The 13,159-nt window shown below is 66.9% G+C and carries 15 protein-coding genes; 7 read left to right on the top strand and 8 right to left on the bottom strand.

Features of this window, described 5'->3' with window-relative positions:
- Nucleotides 1-3 precede the first annotated feature (3 nt).
- Together FIU94_RS13450 and dusB are read right to left on the bottom strand one after the other, a co-directional pair.
- Nucleotides 4-1,077 carry a nitrogen regulation protein NR(II) gene (locus FIU94_RS13450; protein WP_152466273.1) on the bottom strand — a complete coding sequence of 358 codons (1,074 nt, stop codon included), beginning with the start codon at nucleotides 1,075-1,077 and terminating at the stop codon, nucleotides 4-6.
- Nucleotides 1,074-2,060 (bottom strand): tRNA dihydrouridine synthase DusB, encoded by a 987-nt coding sequence (gene dusB, locus FIU94_RS13445; RefSeq protein ID WP_152466272.1) that lies wholly within the window; start codon nucleotides 2,058-2,060, stop codon nucleotides 1,074-1,076. Before dusB ends, FIU94_RS13450 begins: the two co-directional genes overlap by 4 nt.
- Before the next feature lie 178 nt (nucleotides 2,061-2,238).
- Between dusB and FIU94_RS13440 the strand changes: the two genes are divergently transcribed.
- The 4 genes from FIU94_RS13440 to FIU94_RS13425 all read left to right on the top strand — a co-directional run bounded on the left by FIU94_RS13440 (nucleotide 2,239) and on the right by FIU94_RS13425 (nucleotide 5,654).
- Nucleotides 2,239-3,369 (top strand): bifunctional 2-C-methyl-D-erythritol 4-phosphate cytidylyltransferase/2-C-methyl-D-erythritol 2,4-cyclodiphosphate synthase, encoded by a 1,131-nt coding sequence (locus tag FIU94_RS13440; protein WP_152466271.1) that lies wholly within the window; start codon nucleotides 2,239-2,241, stop codon nucleotides 3,367-3,369.
- Nucleotides 3,366-3,860, top strand: a complete 495-nt coding sequence (locus FIU94_RS13435) for a phosphatidylglycerophosphatase A (RefSeq protein ID WP_152466270.1) — start codon at nucleotides 3,366-3,368, stop codon at nucleotides 3,858-3,860. Before FIU94_RS13440 ends, FIU94_RS13435 begins: the two co-directional genes overlap by 4 nt.
- Complete coding sequence (locus tag FIU94_RS13430) at nucleotides 3,857-4,333, top strand: CinA family protein (protein WP_152466269.1); 477 nt, start codon at nucleotides 3,857-3,859, stop codon at nucleotides 4,331-4,333. Before FIU94_RS13435 ends, FIU94_RS13430 begins: the two co-directional genes overlap by 4 nt.
- A 139-nt stretch (nucleotides 4,334-4,472) precedes the next feature.
- Nucleotides 4,473-5,654, top strand: coding sequence for an ammonium transporter (locus FIU94_RS13425; protein ID WP_152466268.1), 1,182 nt, complete (start codon nucleotides 4,473-4,475; stop codon nucleotides 5,652-5,654).
- On the opposite strand, the gene FIU94_RS13420 is transcribed toward FIU94_RS13425, so the two are convergent.
- Complete coding sequence (locus FIU94_RS13420; protein WP_152466267.1) at nucleotides 5,636-6,913, bottom strand: MmgE/PrpD family protein; 1,278 nt, start codon at nucleotides 6,911-6,913, stop codon at nucleotides 5,636-5,638. The two genes, FIU94_RS13425 and FIU94_RS13420, sit on opposite strands and share 19 nt — an antisense overlap.
- Nucleotides 6,913-7,362, bottom strand: coding sequence for a type II toxin-antitoxin system RatA family toxin (locus tag FIU94_RS13415; RefSeq protein ID WP_152466266.1), 450 nt, complete (start codon nucleotides 7,360-7,362; stop codon nucleotides 6,913-6,915). Before FIU94_RS13415 ends, FIU94_RS13420 begins: the two co-directional genes overlap by 1 nt.
- A 69-nt stretch (nucleotides 7,363-7,431) precedes the next feature.
- Between FIU94_RS13415 and hpt the strand changes: the two genes are divergently transcribed.
- The 3 genes from hpt (at nucleotide 7,432) to lipA (ending at nucleotide 9,195) form a co-directional block, all read left to right on the top strand.
- Nucleotides 7,432-7,968, top strand: a complete 537-nt coding sequence (hpt, locus tag FIU94_RS13410; RefSeq protein WP_152466265.1) for a hypoxanthine phosphoribosyltransferase — start codon at nucleotides 7,432-7,434, stop codon at nucleotides 7,966-7,968.
- The gene (locus tag FIU94_RS20900) at nucleotides 7,965-8,138 is read left to right on the top strand and encodes a hypothetical protein (RefSeq protein WP_172975908.1); all 174 of its coding nucleotides are present in this window, start codon (nucleotides 7,965-7,967) and stop codon (nucleotides 8,136-8,138) included. Before hpt ends, FIU94_RS20900 begins: the two co-directional genes overlap by 4 nt.
- Nucleotides 8,139-8,241: 103 nt before the next feature.
- Complete coding sequence (gene lipA, locus FIU94_RS13405) at nucleotides 8,242-9,195, top strand: lipoyl synthase (RefSeq protein ID WP_152466264.1); 954 nt, start codon at nucleotides 8,242-8,244, stop codon at nucleotides 9,193-9,195.
- A 5-nt stretch (nucleotides 9,196-9,200) separates the two neighbouring features.
- On the opposite strand, the gene FIU94_RS13400 is transcribed toward lipA, so the two are convergent.
- From FIU94_RS13400 to FIU94_RS13385, 4 genes are all read right to left on the bottom strand, one after another.
- Nucleotides 9,201-10,253 (bottom strand): NAD(P)/FAD-dependent oxidoreductase, encoded by a 1,053-nt coding sequence (locus FIU94_RS13400; protein ID WP_172975907.1) that lies wholly within the window; start codon nucleotides 10,251-10,253, stop codon nucleotides 9,201-9,203.
- A 142-nt stretch (nucleotides 10,254-10,395) separates the two neighbouring features.
- Complete coding sequence (locus FIU94_RS13395; protein WP_152466262.1) at nucleotides 10,396-11,268, bottom strand: cytochrome c; 873 nt, start codon at nucleotides 11,266-11,268, stop codon at nucleotides 10,396-10,398.
- Nucleotides 11,269-11,284: 16 nt separating this feature from the next.
- Nucleotides 11,285-11,758, bottom strand: a complete 474-nt coding sequence (locus FIU94_RS13390) for a cytochrome c (protein ID WP_152466261.1) — start codon at nucleotides 11,756-11,758, stop codon at nucleotides 11,285-11,287.
- A gap of 134 nt (nucleotides 11,759-11,892) precedes the next feature.
- Nucleotides 11,893-12,993: a DUF6456 domain-containing protein gene (locus FIU94_RS13385; RefSeq protein ID WP_152466260.1), complete on the bottom strand. Its 1,101-nt coding sequence runs from the start codon at nucleotides 12,991-12,993 to the stop codon at nucleotides 11,893-11,895.
- Between the last annotated feature and the right edge of the window lie 166 nt (nucleotides 12,994-13,159).

Below are 13,159 nucleotides of genomic sequence, written 5' to 3'. Positions count from 1 at the left end.
GAATTAGGTCTCCTCTTGCTGCGCCGTGGCGCGGGACAACGATATGCGAAAGACGGTCCGGCCCGGTGTGCTGTCCACCGAGATCCAGCCGTCGTGTTCGGAAATGATCTTGCTGACCAGCGCCAGCCCCAGCCCGGTGCCGTTCTCGCGCCCCGACACGAAGGGATCGAAGATCACCGGTTTGATGTGTTCGGGCAGGCCCGGACCGTCGTCGATCACCTCGATCTGCAGCGGCAGCGACTGACCGGTGCCATCGGCCCGGCGCAGGCGGAAGGAATGTTCAAAGTAGGTGTGCAGGCGGATCGTGCCGCCGCCTTCTCCGGCGGCTTCGGCGGCGTTCTTGAGCAGGTTCAGCACCACCTGCAGCAGCTGGTCCTTGTCGCCCAGGGCGGGCGGCAGCGAGGGGTCGTAATCCTCGATGATCTTCATCTGCGCGCCGAACCCCAGCAAGGCGGAGCGCCGCGCGCGGTCCAGCACGTCGTGCAGATTGACGGGTTTGCGCACCGGCGCGGTCAGGTTGCCGAATTGCTCCACCTGTTCCAGCAGCTTCACGATGCGGCGACTTTCCGCGACGATGAGATCCGTCAGTTCCAGTTCGTCCGCGCTGAGGTTCATCGACAGCAGCTGCGCCGCGCCGGTGATGCCCGCCAGCGGGTTCTTGATCTCGTGCACCAGCATCTCGGCCATGCCGATGGCGGATTTGGCGGCGGATTTGACCGAATGGCTTTGCGTCATGCGGCCCGCCAGTTCGCGCGGGCTGATCATCATCAGCATGTAACCGGGCCGCCCCGACAGCGGCGCGATCTGGAGCGAGGATTTCAGCGGCGGGCGCTGGCCGGACCCCACGTCGATGTCATTGACAAAGAGCGGTGTGCCGGTCTCGCGGGCGCGCACGAAGGCTTCTTCCAGGGGGTCGTCGACCGCCACCATGTCCCAGACGGGCGCGCCGGTCACATGTTTGGCCGAGGCGTTGAGAAAGCCTTCGGCGGCGGGGTTCACGGATTCAATGCTGTTGTCGGGCGCGATCACGAAGCTGGGGATCGGCAGCGAGGCCCAGATCTGGAGGTCCATGCTCATGCGGCCACCCGGGCGGCGTCGGGCAGCATGGCGGTGCGGATCAGCCTGCGCACCTCTGCGGGGGACGGGGCGGTCAGCAGCGCGCGGCGCAGGTCGCCCGGCGTGTCGACGGTATCCATGTACCAGCCCAGGTGCTTGCGGGCGACCCGAGCGCCCAGGTCGGCCCCGTAGAAAGCCAGCATGGCGTCGTAGTGGTCTTCGACCATGTCGGCAAAGGCGCGTCCGGTTGGCACCTGTGGCGCGGGCGTGTCGTAAAGCGCATGGGATATCTCGGCCAGCAGCCAGGGCCGCCCCTGTGCGCCGCGCCCGATCATCACGCCGTCCGCGCCGGAATGGTCGAGCGCCGTGCGCGCGGCACGGGGGCCGGTGATGTCGCCGTTGGCGATGACCGGGATGCCGACCGCGTCCTTGACACGGGCGATCGCGCGCCAGTTGGCACGCCCCTTGTAGAAATGGCAGCGGGTGCGGCCGTGGATGGTGATCATGCGAATGCCCGCCGCTTCGGCCCGCCGGGCGATATCCGGGGCGTTGAGCATCCCGTCGTCCCAGCCAAGCCGGGTCTTGAGGGTGACGGGCACATCCACCGCCGCCACCACAGCCTCGATCAGGCGCAGGGCGTGGTCGGGGGTCTTCATCAGGGCGGAGCCGGAGGCACCCTGGGTCACTTTCTTGGCCGGGCAGCCCATGTTGATGTCGATGATCCGCGCGCCCTGCCCCGCGATCATGCGCGCGGCCTCTGCCATCGGCGCGGCCTCGCGGCCCGCGATCTGCACGGCGGTGCCTTCGATGCCAAGGCCCAGCTCCGCCTTTTCGCGGGTGCCGGGGCGGCGGCTCAGCAGTTCCTGGCTTGCCACCATTTCCGACACCACTAGCCCCGCGCCAAAGCGCGCGACCAGGCTGCGGTAGGGAAGATCGGTGATTCCGGCCATGGGGGCCAGGAACACCGGCGGGGACAGGTCGATTGGCAGGCGGGTCACGGTCACGTGCTTAATCCTTGGGCGATGACCTCGGTCTACTCCGGCACAGGTGAGACCTCAACGCGGTATCGCCCTTTTTGCACCCGTCCTGCAGGGGATTGCCCATTTTTTGGGCAACAGCCATGCCGATTGCGCCGCCCCCCCGGTTTGCCTAGACAGTCGTCATGCGTGATCGGAGCACCTCATGACCATTTGCGCCCTCGTGGTGGCGGCGGGGCGCGGCACCCGTGCCGGAGGCGACCTGCCCAAGCAGTGGCAGCGGGTCGCGGGGCGCAGCGTGCTGGAGCATACCATCGCCGCCTTCCGTGCCGCGCCTCGGGTCGATCGCATCGCGCTGGTGCTGCACCCCGACGACATGGACCGGGCCGCAGGGTTCCGGGCGCGGGGCATCCTTGTCGCCAGTGGCGGCGCGGACCGGGCGGCGTCGGTGCGCGCGGGGCTGGCGGTGCTGCCGGACACGGGCAAGGTGCTGATCCACGACGCGGCGCGCTGCTGTGTGCCGCAGGCGGTGATCGCGGGGGTGATCGCGGCGCTGGAGGGATGCGATGCGGCGGCGCCCGGACTGGCGGTGACGGATGCGCTGTGGCGCGGCGACGGGCGCGAGGTCACAGGCACCCAGGACCGCAAGGGCCTGTTCGCGGCCCAGACGCCGCAGGGGTTCGACCTGGCGCTGATCCGCGCGGCCCATGCGGCCTATGACGGCCCGGCGGCGGATGACGTGGCCGTGGCGCGCGCCGCCGGTCATGCGGTTGTCATTACCCCGGGCGACGCAGATAACATCAAGATCACGACCCCCGGCGATTTCGCCCGCGCGGCGCGCCTACTGGAGGACAGGATGGACATCAGAACGGGCAACGGATTCGACGTGCATGCCTTTGGCCCCGGCGACCACGTCACGCTGTGCGGCGTGGACATCGCGCACAGCCACGGGCTGGTGGGCCATTCGGATGCGGACGTGGGCATGCACACCGTGACCGACGCGATCTACGGCGCGCTGGCGCGGGGCGACATCGGCCAGCATTTCCCCCCCTCGGACCCGCAATGGAAAGGCGCTGCGAGCGAGATTTTCCTGCGCCACGCGGCGGGCCTGGCGGCGGAAGCGGGGTTCACCCTGACCCATGTGGATTGCACGCTGATCTGCGAGGCGCCCAAGATCGGGCCTCATGCCCCGGAAATGCGCCGCGTGATGGCGGGGCTTCTGGGGATCGACGAAGACCGGGTTTCGGTCAAGGCCACCACGTCGGAGCGGCTGGGCTTTACCGGGCGCGAAGAAGGGATTGCCTGCATGGCCACGGCAACGCTGGTGAAGTCATGAGAGCCGCCGCGCTGATTGGCACGGTCCTTGGGGTCGGTCATATCCGGCCCGCGTCGGGCACCTGGGGATCGCTGGTGGCGCTGCCCTGGGGCTGGCTGCTGCATGTGCTGGGGGGGCTGCCGCTGCTGGTGCTGGGCATCGTCGCCGCGTTCTTCGGCGGCTGGTGGGCCACGGCGCGGATGACCGCGGGCAGTGACGATCACGATCCGTCCCACATCGTCATCGACGAGGTCGCGGGCCAGTGGATCGCGCTGTTGCCCCTGTCCTATGCGGCCTGGACGCGGGGTATGGATGTGACGGCGATGTGGCCGGGCTGGATCGCGGCCTTTGTCCTGTTTCGCCTCTTCGACATCTGGAAACCCTGGCTGGTGGGATGGGCCGACGCCCGCGGCGATGCGCTCGGCGTGATGCTGGACGACGTGATCGCGGGCATCTTCGCGGCGGTGGGGGTGATGGCGCTGGCGGGGCTTTATCACGGGGTGATGACATGAGCATTGCGGCTCAAATCATCGAAATCTCTGAGGAAAAAGGCGTCATGATCGCCTGCGCCGAAAGCTGTACCGGCGGGCTGGTCGCTGCTGCGCTGACCGAATTGCCGGGATCGTCGGTGATGTTCGACCGCGGGTTCGTGACCTATTCCAATGCGGCCAAGACTGCACTTCTTGGGGTGAAACCCGGCACGCTGCGGATGCACGGCGCGGTGTCCGAAGAGGTCGCGCGGGAAATGGCGGCGGGCGCGCTGGCCGGGTCCGACGCGGGGCTGGCCGTGTCGATCACCGGTATCGCCGGTCCCGGCGGGTCCGGGGAAAAGCCCGAGGGCCGGGTCTGTTTCGGCCTCGCGTCGGGCCATGAGGTCCGGAGCGTCACGCAGGAGTTCGGCGCGCTGGGGCGCAGCCGTGTCCGCGCCGCGGCCCGTGATCATGCGCTGACGCTGCTGCTGGAGGGCCTTCACACTTTGCCCTGATTCCGGGCGCAACCGGCATATTTGCGGTGAACAAGCGGGCATTTTCACAAAAGACGCAAAAACAGGCAGGCCGGGACTTTTCCGGGCGCGGCACTTGGTCAAGGTGCGGCAACCTTGATGCCGACCGGGAGACCCAACGATGAACGCCGCCGATTCCGCCTGGATCATGACCGCCACCGCGCTGGTCCTTTTCATGACATTGCCGGGGCTTGCCCTGTTCTATGGCGGGCTGGTGCGCGCCCGCAACGTGCTGAGCGTGTTCATGCACTGCTACGCGCTTGCCTGCCTGATGTCGGTCCTGTGGTTCCTGGCCGGGTATTCCATCGCCTTCGGTCCCGGCACGGGCGGCATCTGGGGCGGGTTGGCCAAGGCGGGGCTGAGCGGGGTGAACGTGGACAGCCTCAGCGGCACCCTGCCCGAGGTGCTGTTCTTTGCCTTTCAGATGACATTCGCCATCATCACCCCCGCCCTGATCGTAGGCGCCTATGTGGAGCGGGTGAACTTTGCCTTCCTGCTGCTGTTCTCGGGCCTGTGGATGCTGCTGTGCTATGCGCCCGTGGTCCATTGGGTCTGGGGCGGCGGGATGCTGGCCGATGGCGGCATCTTTGGCGAGACCGGGGTGCGCGATTTCGCGGGGGGCATCGTGGTGCATGAAACCGCGGGCATCGCGGCGCTGATCCTGGCGCTGATGCTGGGCGCGCGGCGCGACAACACCAAGCCGCCGCACAGTCCGGGGCTGGTGATGGTCGGGGCGGCGATGCTCTGGGTCGGGTGGTTCGGCTTCAACGGCGGCTCGCAGCTGGCCGCCGATGGCGGCGCGGCCATGGCGATCACCGTGACCCATATCTCTGCCGCGACCGCCTCGCTGAGCTGGGCGCTGTGGGAGAAGATCAAGTTCGGCAAATCGTCGCTGGTGGGTCTGGTGACGGGCACGATCGCAGGGCTGGCGTCGATCACCCCGGCGTCGGGGTTCGTCGGGCCCTGGGCGGCGCTGCTGATCGGCGGGGTCGCGGGCATCCTGTGTCAGGAGGCGGTCGTGCTGATCCGCAACAAGCTGCGGGTGGACGACACGCTGGATGTTTTCGCCGTGCATGGCGTCGGCGGTATCTTCGGCACCGTGATGATCGCGGCGCTGGGGGCGGGCAGCTGGGCCGCGCAACTGGGATCGCTGGTGATCGTGGGTGTCTTTACCACGGTCGTGACACTGGTCATCGCCTACGCCTGCCGGGCTTTCGTGCCGATGCGCGTGGATGCGGAGGCCGAGTCGGACGGGCTGGACCTGTCCAGCCACGGTGAACGCGCCTACGACCTGACGAGCTGATCCGTCAGAGCCCTCAGGCCGTCGCCCTGGGCGGCCTGCCACAGCGCCTCGGCGCGGTCCTCGCCCAGCAGGGCCACCGCCTTGTCCTGCAGCCGGGCCGCGCGGGTTTCCAGCGTCATCGGTGCCGACAGGTCATGCTTCAGCCGCCGCATCGCGCCACCGGCAAAGGACACGGCAATCTCGGACTGGGTTTCGGACAGCCGCGCCTCTTCGGTGACGCGGATTTTTGCGCGCAGGGCGGTGATGTCCGGGTCTTGCGTGATGTCGTCGGTGAAACTGGCAATCGCGCCCGTATCATGGCCCAGGAGCGCCATTGCACAGGTCTGGGTGTAGCTGAACTTGGCCCCGAGGCCCGTGGTGGGCGCGTCGATGTTGCAGACGCTCATCCAGCGCGGGTTGGTGCGGATGTGAATGGTTTCAACCGCATCGAGGTCCAGGTCGGCCGCGCGCACCGCTTCGAGCATCGCGTGCAACCCGTGGCAGCAGGCGTGGAACTTGTGGCTGATGTCGGTGATGCGCCAGCTGCCGCGCGGCAGGGCGATCTCTGCCGCCTCGCCGTGGTGGGTGGCGCCAAAGCCCAGCGGCCCGGCCAGCCCGTCCTCTGCCGCGGTCATCCCCGCCTGCGCCCAGAGCGTGGCCTCGACCCCGGTGCGGGCGGCAAGTCCGGCGTTGAGCGGTTTGGCCATCGTGCCGAACTGCGACTTCAGCCCCGAGGCCATGCTGGCGCAGAGCCCGAGCGCCGCGCGCAGCTGGCTTTTGTCGAGACCCAGCAGCCGCGCACAGCCCATGACGGCGCCAAAGGCCCCGGCGGTGGCGGTCTGGTGGTATCCGACCTGATAGTGGCTGCGCCCCAGCCAGAGACCCACGAGGATCGAGGATTCGACGCCCAGCGTCGCCGCCTCCACCACTTCGTCCAGCGGCGCGGTCAGTTCTTCGGCCAGGGCGAGCACGGCAGGCAGCACGGCGACCGACGGATGCCCGATGTGGGCGAAATGCGTATCGTCATAGTCCAGCGCATGGGACAGCGTGCCGTTGACCAGCGCGGCGCCGGGTGCGGTGGCGCTGCCGCCGCCGAATATCTGCGCCTGGCCCGTGCCCATGGCCCGCTGCGCGGCGGCGAAATCGTCAAAGTCCCCGGCCTGCGCCCCGGCGATGCCGCAGGCGGCCCAGTCGAACAGCGACAGGCGCATCATCACGGCGGCCTCGGCCGGGACCGCCGCCTTGCGAAAGCGGATGAGCTGATCGGTGACGGTCTTCATCAGGCTGGCCCGTAGAGGTCCGCCGCGCGCTGTTCAAAGGCGCGCACCACGCGCTGCATGGCATCGTTGAACACGACGCCGATGATGCCCTGAAGGATCCGGTTGCGGAATTCGAAATCGACGTGGAAATGCACCTTGCAGCCCTGCGGGGCCTCTTCGAACTGCCAGTTCGACAGCATGTATTTGAACGGGCCGTCGAGATATTCGGTGTCGATCTTCATCTGGTCGGGCCAGAGCGTCACCCGGCTGGTGAACCGTTCGCGGAACACCTTGAAGCTGATCACCAGGTCCGCGTCCATCACGCGGTGATCGTCCACCTGTTCGTCACTGCGAATCCGCGCGGCGGCGGTCCAGGGCAGGAATTCGGGGTATTTGCCCACGTCCGCCACCAGATCGTACATCTGTTGCGGGGTATAGGGCAGTTCTCTGGTCTCTGAATGGGTCGGCATTGCGTTCCGGGTCTGCTCGGGCTAGCCCTATGTCACCGCTAAACGCCATGAATTCAAGGGCCAATAGTCATGACGGATCGTCGCTACGTGATTGATGAAATGATCTCGGCCAAGGCGATTGCCGCCCGGATCGAGGCGCTGTGCCGCGCGATACACGACGAATTCGACGGCACGGACAAGCTGGTGGTGGTGGGGCTGCTGCGCGGATCCTTCGTGTTCATCGCCGATCTGGTGCGCGAGCTGAAGCTGCCGATCGAGGTCGATTTCCTTGAGGCCTCCAGTTATGGCGACGGCATGGAAAGCAGCCGCGAGGTGCGGATCCTCAAGGACCTGCGCGGTGCGATCGAGGGCCGCGACGTGCTGGTGGTCGAGGACATCGTGGACACCGGGCACACGCTGCATCATGTCACCAACCTGCTGAAATCGCGCGGGCCCGCCCGGCTGAAAACCATCGCGCTGCTGGACAAGCCCAGCCGCCGCGAGGTGGACATGAAGGCGGACTGGACCGGCTTCGAGATCCCGGACGAATTCGTGGTGGGCTATGGCATCGACTATGGCCAGCGCGACCGGAACCTGCCCTATATCGGAAAGGTCCGGTTCACATGAATCCGATCTGGCTGATGCGGATGGCGAAATGGGCGCGCAACCCGCCGTCCGCGGCGCGGGTCAAGCTGGTTCTGGGGGCTGTCGTTCTGGCGCTGCTGATCATCGGGATCGAGTGGATGGGCTGGTGGCCGGACTGGGCCACCGCCGAACGGGTGCCGCGCCGGTTCTGATGCCGGCCCTGCCCCCTCGCCGAATGCAAGGCGGCAATGCGCCGGACGGGCTTTCGCTGCGCGGCATCTGTGTTAAACACAAGGCATGCAACACGAGGTCCCCATGCGCGATCTGAAAATCCCCGAACAGCGTCACCCCGAAAAGGCACGCAAACCCGACAACGCCCAGCCCAAGAAACCGGACTGGATCCGGGTCAAGGCCCCCGGCGGCAAGGGGTATGCCGACACCGCAAAGATCATGCGCGAGCACAAGCTGACCACCGTCTGCGAAGAGGCCGGATGCCCGAACGTGGGCGAATGCTGGTCCCAGGGCCATGCCACCATGATGATCATGGGCGAGGTCTGCACCCGCGCCTGTACCTTCTGCAACATCGCCACCGGCAAGCCGCCCGAGGCGCTGGACGTGTTCGAGCCGGGGCGCGTGGCGGATGCCGTGGCGAAGCTGGGGCTGAACCATGTGGTCATCACCAGCGTCGACCGCGACGACGTGGAAGATGGCGGGGCCGAACATTTCGCCCAGACCATCCGTGCCATCCGCAAGCGGTCGCCGGAAACCACGATTGAAATTCTCACACCGGATTTCATCCGCGCCACGCCCGGATCGCTGGAGATCGTGGTCGCCGCGAAACCGGATGTGTTCAATCACAACCTCGAAACCGTGCCGGGGCTCTACCCCGAGGTGCGGCCCGGTGCGCGCTATTTCCACTCGCTGCGCCTGCTTCAGCGGGTCAAGGAACTGGATCCGTCGATGTTCACCAAATCGGGCATCATGGTCGGTCTGGGTGAGGACCGCCAGCAGGTGATACAGGTGATGGAGGACATGCGCGCCGCCGACATCGACTTCCTGACCATCGGCCAGTACCTGCAACCGACGCCCAAGCATCACCGGGTGGACCGTTTCGTCCACCCCGATGAATTCGCCGCCTACGAAAAGTCGGCCTATGGCAAGGGATTCCTGATGGTGTCGGCCACGCCGCTGACGCGGTCGAGCTATCACGCGGGCGACGACTTTGCCCGTCTGCGCGAGGCGCGCAACCGCAAGCTGGGGCTGGCCTGATATCCCTATCCGCTGACGAAATAACGTACCGCCGCGCGCCGGAGCGGCGGGACCGCCGCGATCAGCTTCATCACCCGGGACATGACAGCCCTGCGCAGCGGGCTTTTCGATTGGACCGCCTTGCGCAACCCTTCGCTGAAGGACAGCACATGGGCGCCTTCGGCATGGCGCGCGGCGTGATAGCCGCCGATGTCTCCGTCGATCAGACGCCCCGCGAGGTCGGCGGCATCCGCGATGCCGAGGTTCATGCCCCGACCGCCCGCCGGTGAATGGCAATGCGCGGCATCCCCGGCAAGATAGACCCGGCCCACCGCATACGCCGTGACCTGCCGCACCGATATGGTGAAGGCACCGCTGCGGCGTATCCGGGTCACGTTCATCGGCACCGGCAGTGCGGCAAGCGCGTCAGGCTGGCTTGCGATCACCCTGAACCGCGCTTGCTCCAACGGGGCCACGATGCAGATGTCGCCGTGCGGCAGCAGAAAGCCCTGAAAGGTCTCGGGATCACGCCAGTCCGGGCTTTCCACATCGGCGATGGACCATTCCTCCGGCAGATCGAAACCGGGAAAATCCAGCCCCAGCGCCGCGCGCACGTCGCTGTGCGCGCCGTCCGCGCCGATCACATGGTCGAACGCCGCTTCTGTCCCGCCCAGGCGCACGCGCAGGGTGGTGTCGTCCTGGGTCAGCCCCTCGAAAGGCGTGTCATACTCGATCTTGCCGCCATACCGGGCAAAGGCGCGGGCAAGGAAATGTTCCGTCCGGTCCTGCGGAAGCCCATAGAGCCGGGAGGTTTCGTCGTAGTTCAGGGCAAATTTCGCGATCCTGCGCGCGCCGATGTGAAAGGCGATACCGTCAAAGCGGACGGCCTCGGCCCGGATGTCGTCCGCCACGCCGGAGGGGGTCAGAATGTCCATCGACCGTTGCTGGATGCCGACGGCCCGGCTGAGTTCCGAGGGGCCGGACCTTTTGTCGATGACACGCGGTATCACGCCTCGGCGCGCCAGTTCCACGGCTGCCGTCAGGCCGGTCGGTCCGGCCCCCACGATCAGAATGTTCACGATCGCCTCCTTACTGTTGCTTATCAGATAGCAACGCCCGTCCGGACGGCAAAACGGCGCAGGCCAGAAATGGCCGACCTGGCAGGACGAGGGACATAGTTCTGTCTGTCACGAAACATCGCGGTTCCCGGGCCGGACGCTCTCAGGGCAGCGCCTTGAGATAGGCGGCAATCGCCGTGCGGTCGCTTTCAGGCAGCTGCGACAGGTTCTGCACGACCGACGCCATCGACCCGCCGACGCTGTCGTAGTCCGGGGTCAGGCCGCTTTGCAGGTAATAGGCGATGTCGCCCGCCGACCAGTCCAGACCGCCGGGTGAGATGTCGGGGATCTGCCCCTTGCCCGACGGATTGGGGGCGCCGGTCAGCCAGGCCGACCGATCGAGCCCGCCCAGCGGGCCGCGCGGGGTATGGCATTCGCCGCAGTGGCCAAGCGCCTCGACCAGGTAGCGACCGCGCGCCAGTTCACCGTCCGGATCGCCCGCCATCACGTAGTCCTCGTGGACATAGAGCAGCTTCCAAAGCCCAAGGCCGCGCCGGATGTTGAAGGGAAAGCCCACCTCGTGCGGTTTGCTGGGCGTGTCGGACACCGGCAGCGTCTGCATATAGGCGAAAAGGTCGGCCACATCCGTATCGGTCATGTGCACATATGCCGTGTAGGGAAAGGCCGGGTAGTAATGGCGCCCCTCGGGCGAGACGCCGCGCGTGACCGCGCGGGCGAAGGCGGGCAGATCCCAGCCGCCGATGCCCTGGGCCCCGGGCGAGATATTGGGCGCATGGAAGGTGCCGAAGGGGCTGGCAAAGGCCTCTCCCCCCGCGAGGGTCAGCTTGTCTTCGCTGTCCGGCGCCGCATGGCAGGACGCGCAGCCGCCCGCGTGAAAGACCCGCGCGCCGTTGTCTGGATCCGCCGTGTGACCGGCCGCGACATCGGCCCTGAGGGGGGCCGGGCGCGTCAGCACCCAGAACGCCCCGAGGCCGATCACGGCAAGCAGGCAGATGGCGATCAGAAAACGGCGCAAGGCTCAGGCCCCGGTATCAGTTCTCGGGGCCGCGGTATTCCTCGTGGCAGGCCTTGCAGGCGCCGCCAAGGTCGCCCATGCCCGCGCCCACCGCGGCGGCATCGCCCGCGCCGACCAATGCGCTGGCGGCGGTTTCGAGATCTTCGAAAGCAGCGGAGAAACCTTCCGCATCGCTCCAGATTTCGGGCTTGGCGCGAGAATCGGCGGCGGCGCCCTGTTCGGTGCCTTCAATCCACAGGGTCGCGCGCTGCATGGCGGCCAGGGCGGCGATGTTGCCTGCCGCCGCATCGACCATGGCCGAATCGTACTCCATTTCGCCCTTGGCGATCCCGCCCAGGATGCCGGTGTGATAGGCGATCATCTGCATCTGGTGATGGCGCGCCTCGACGCTCTTGTTTTCGCCGCCGCCATGGCTTGCCGCGAAACCGGCGGTGGCGACCATGCCGCAGGTCAGGACGGCGACGGTCTTGGACGTGAGTGTCTTCAGCATGTGGTGTTCTCCCTCGGGACAATGAAAAAGATACTTGAAACAAGTTCTTCCACCACCATGCCACGCGCCGCCCCCGGCACCAAAAACATTTTCGTGATCCGTCGAAAAAGACCGGGGGCGCCGCCCCTGCCGGGTCAGCCGATCATCGGCCCGCCCGGACCGATGGTGTCGTCATAATGCCGCTTGAGCCGCATCAGCGCGATGCGCAGCACGATCTTGCCCGACCGGGCCGACCAGCCAAGCCGCTTTTCGGTGGTTTCCAGCCCTTCGAGGTAGCAACAGCAGCGCAGCGCCACGTCCGACAGCCCCGGCCCCAGATGGCTGAGCGCCGCCGTGACCCGTGCCTGCGCGGCCTGTGCGTGGTCCGCCGTGCCGCAGCCGCCCTGCGCGCCGGGGCTGGTGCCGGCCGTCAGGAACCCCTGCCAGTTCTGGGTGACCGGGCTGTTCATCTGGGCCAGTTCGAAATCCTCGCGCAGGCGTTCGCCCGCGTGGACCAGCGCATCGGACAGGAACGGCTTGCCGGTCTTGTCGCGCCGCCGGGACAGGGCGATCAGCGGGCTTTCCGCCACCGAATAGCGCATCCGCTGGCGGCGGCCGTCGGGGGCGGGGTCGTTGTCGTCTTCCCAGTCGGGGGCGGCGCCGTCAAAGGCGGTCTGCGCCTCGGCAAAGCCGCCCTGCCCGCGCCGCCTGTCCCCCTGCGAGTCGATCATCTCCGCCAAGGCGCCCCGTCCGGCGGCGGTGATGTGATAGCGGATGATGCGCCCGCCATTGGTCGGGGCAATCCAGTCGTTCAGCGCCATCGCCTGGGCGACTTCGGTGTCCACGACCGCCGTGCGGGTGGTGCCGCCCGATGCCGTTTCGCGCACCACCACGGCCTTGGCCATATCTGCTGCAATGGCCAGCACCGCCCCGGTTTCACACAGCCGCGGCAGGATGCGCAGCGCCTCCTGTTTCAGCGTGTCCTTGTCGGGCACGGCGTCAAGTTGCGTCTGAGCCATTGGCAAATCTCCCTTTGCAGAGGTTTTGGCGACCGGTTTCGCGCCCCGCGCCGCGCCGAGCCGCTTCAGCGCGGCATCGACCAGCGGGTCGTCGCGCCGGGTCTCGATCCGCCGGATCTGGCGCATGATGGTCGAGGCATGGCAGCCCGCGCTGCGCGCGAGTTCCCGCATGGGCTGTCCCAGTTCCGTATGGGCGAGATAGTGAAGCGCGCCTTCCGGCACCCAGTCCGGCAGCATTAACGGTTGATGAACACTGTTGAAGGTCAAAACGTATACGGCTCCATTTTCTGGTTTCGTTTCCGTAACTTGGGGAGTTATCCACAGGTGAACAGACTGAATAGTTGAACTGCATTAGTTACCTGATCGTTAAAATTTAAGTCGTTTTTCAATCATTGTTTCCAAA

It is taken from the genome of Sulfitobacter sp. THAF37, assembly GCF_009363555.1.
In the GTDB taxonomy this organism is placed as follows: Bacteria; Pseudomonadota; Alphaproteobacteria; order Rhodobacterales; family Rhodobacteraceae; genus Sulfitobacter.
The sequence above is the reverse complement of the archived record's forward strand: the minus strand, read 5'-3'. Positions and strand labels throughout refer to the sequence as shown.

Excerpts from the sequence above, each read along its gene's own strand:
- FIU94_RS13450 (WP_152466273.1), bottom strand. The coding sequence starts at position 1,077 with ATGAGCATGGACCTCCAGATCTGGGCCTCGCTGCCGATCCCCAGCTTC.
- FIU94_RS13440 (WP_152466271.1), top strand. The coding sequence starts at position 2,239 with ATGACCATTTGCGCCCTCGTGGTGGCGGCGGGGCGCGGCACCCGTGCC.
- FIU94_RS13435 (WP_152466270.1), top strand. The coding sequence starts at position 3,366 with ATGAGAGCCGCCGCGCTGATTGGCACGGTCCTTGGGGTCGGTCATATC.
- FIU94_RS13430 (WP_152466269.1), top strand. The coding sequence starts at position 3,857 with ATGAGCATTGCGGCTCAAATCATCGAAATCTCTGAGGAAAAAGGCGTC.
- FIU94_RS13425 (WP_152466268.1), top strand. The coding sequence starts at position 4,473 with ATGAACGCCGCCGATTCCGCCTGGATCATGACCGCCACCGCGCTGGTC.
- FIU94_RS13420 (WP_152466267.1), bottom strand. The coding sequence starts at position 6,913 with ATGAAGACCGTCACCGATCAGCTCATCCGCTTTCGCAAGGCGGCGGTC.
- FIU94_RS13415 (WP_152466266.1), bottom strand. The coding sequence starts at position 7,362 with ATGCCGACCCATTCAGAGACCAGAGAACTGCCCTATACCCCGCAACAG.
- hpt (WP_152466265.1), top strand. The coding sequence starts at position 7,432 with ATGACGGATCGTCGCTACGTGATTGATGAAATGATCTCGGCCAAGGCG.
- FIU94_RS20900 (WP_172975908.1), top strand. The coding sequence starts at position 7,965 with ATGAATCCGATCTGGCTGATGCGGATGGCGAAATGGGCGCGCAACCCG.
- lipA (WP_152466264.1), top strand. The coding sequence starts at position 8,242 with ATGCGCGATCTGAAAATCCCCGAACAGCGTCACCCCGAAAAGGCACGC.
- FIU94_RS13390 (WP_152466261.1), bottom strand. The coding sequence starts at position 11,758 with ATGCTGAAGACACTCACGTCCAAGACCGTCGCCGTCCTGACCTGCGGC.
- FIU94_RS13385 (WP_152466260.1), bottom strand. The coding sequence starts at position 12,993 with ATGCTGCCGGACTGGGTGCCGGAAGGCGCGCTTCACTATCTCGCCCAT.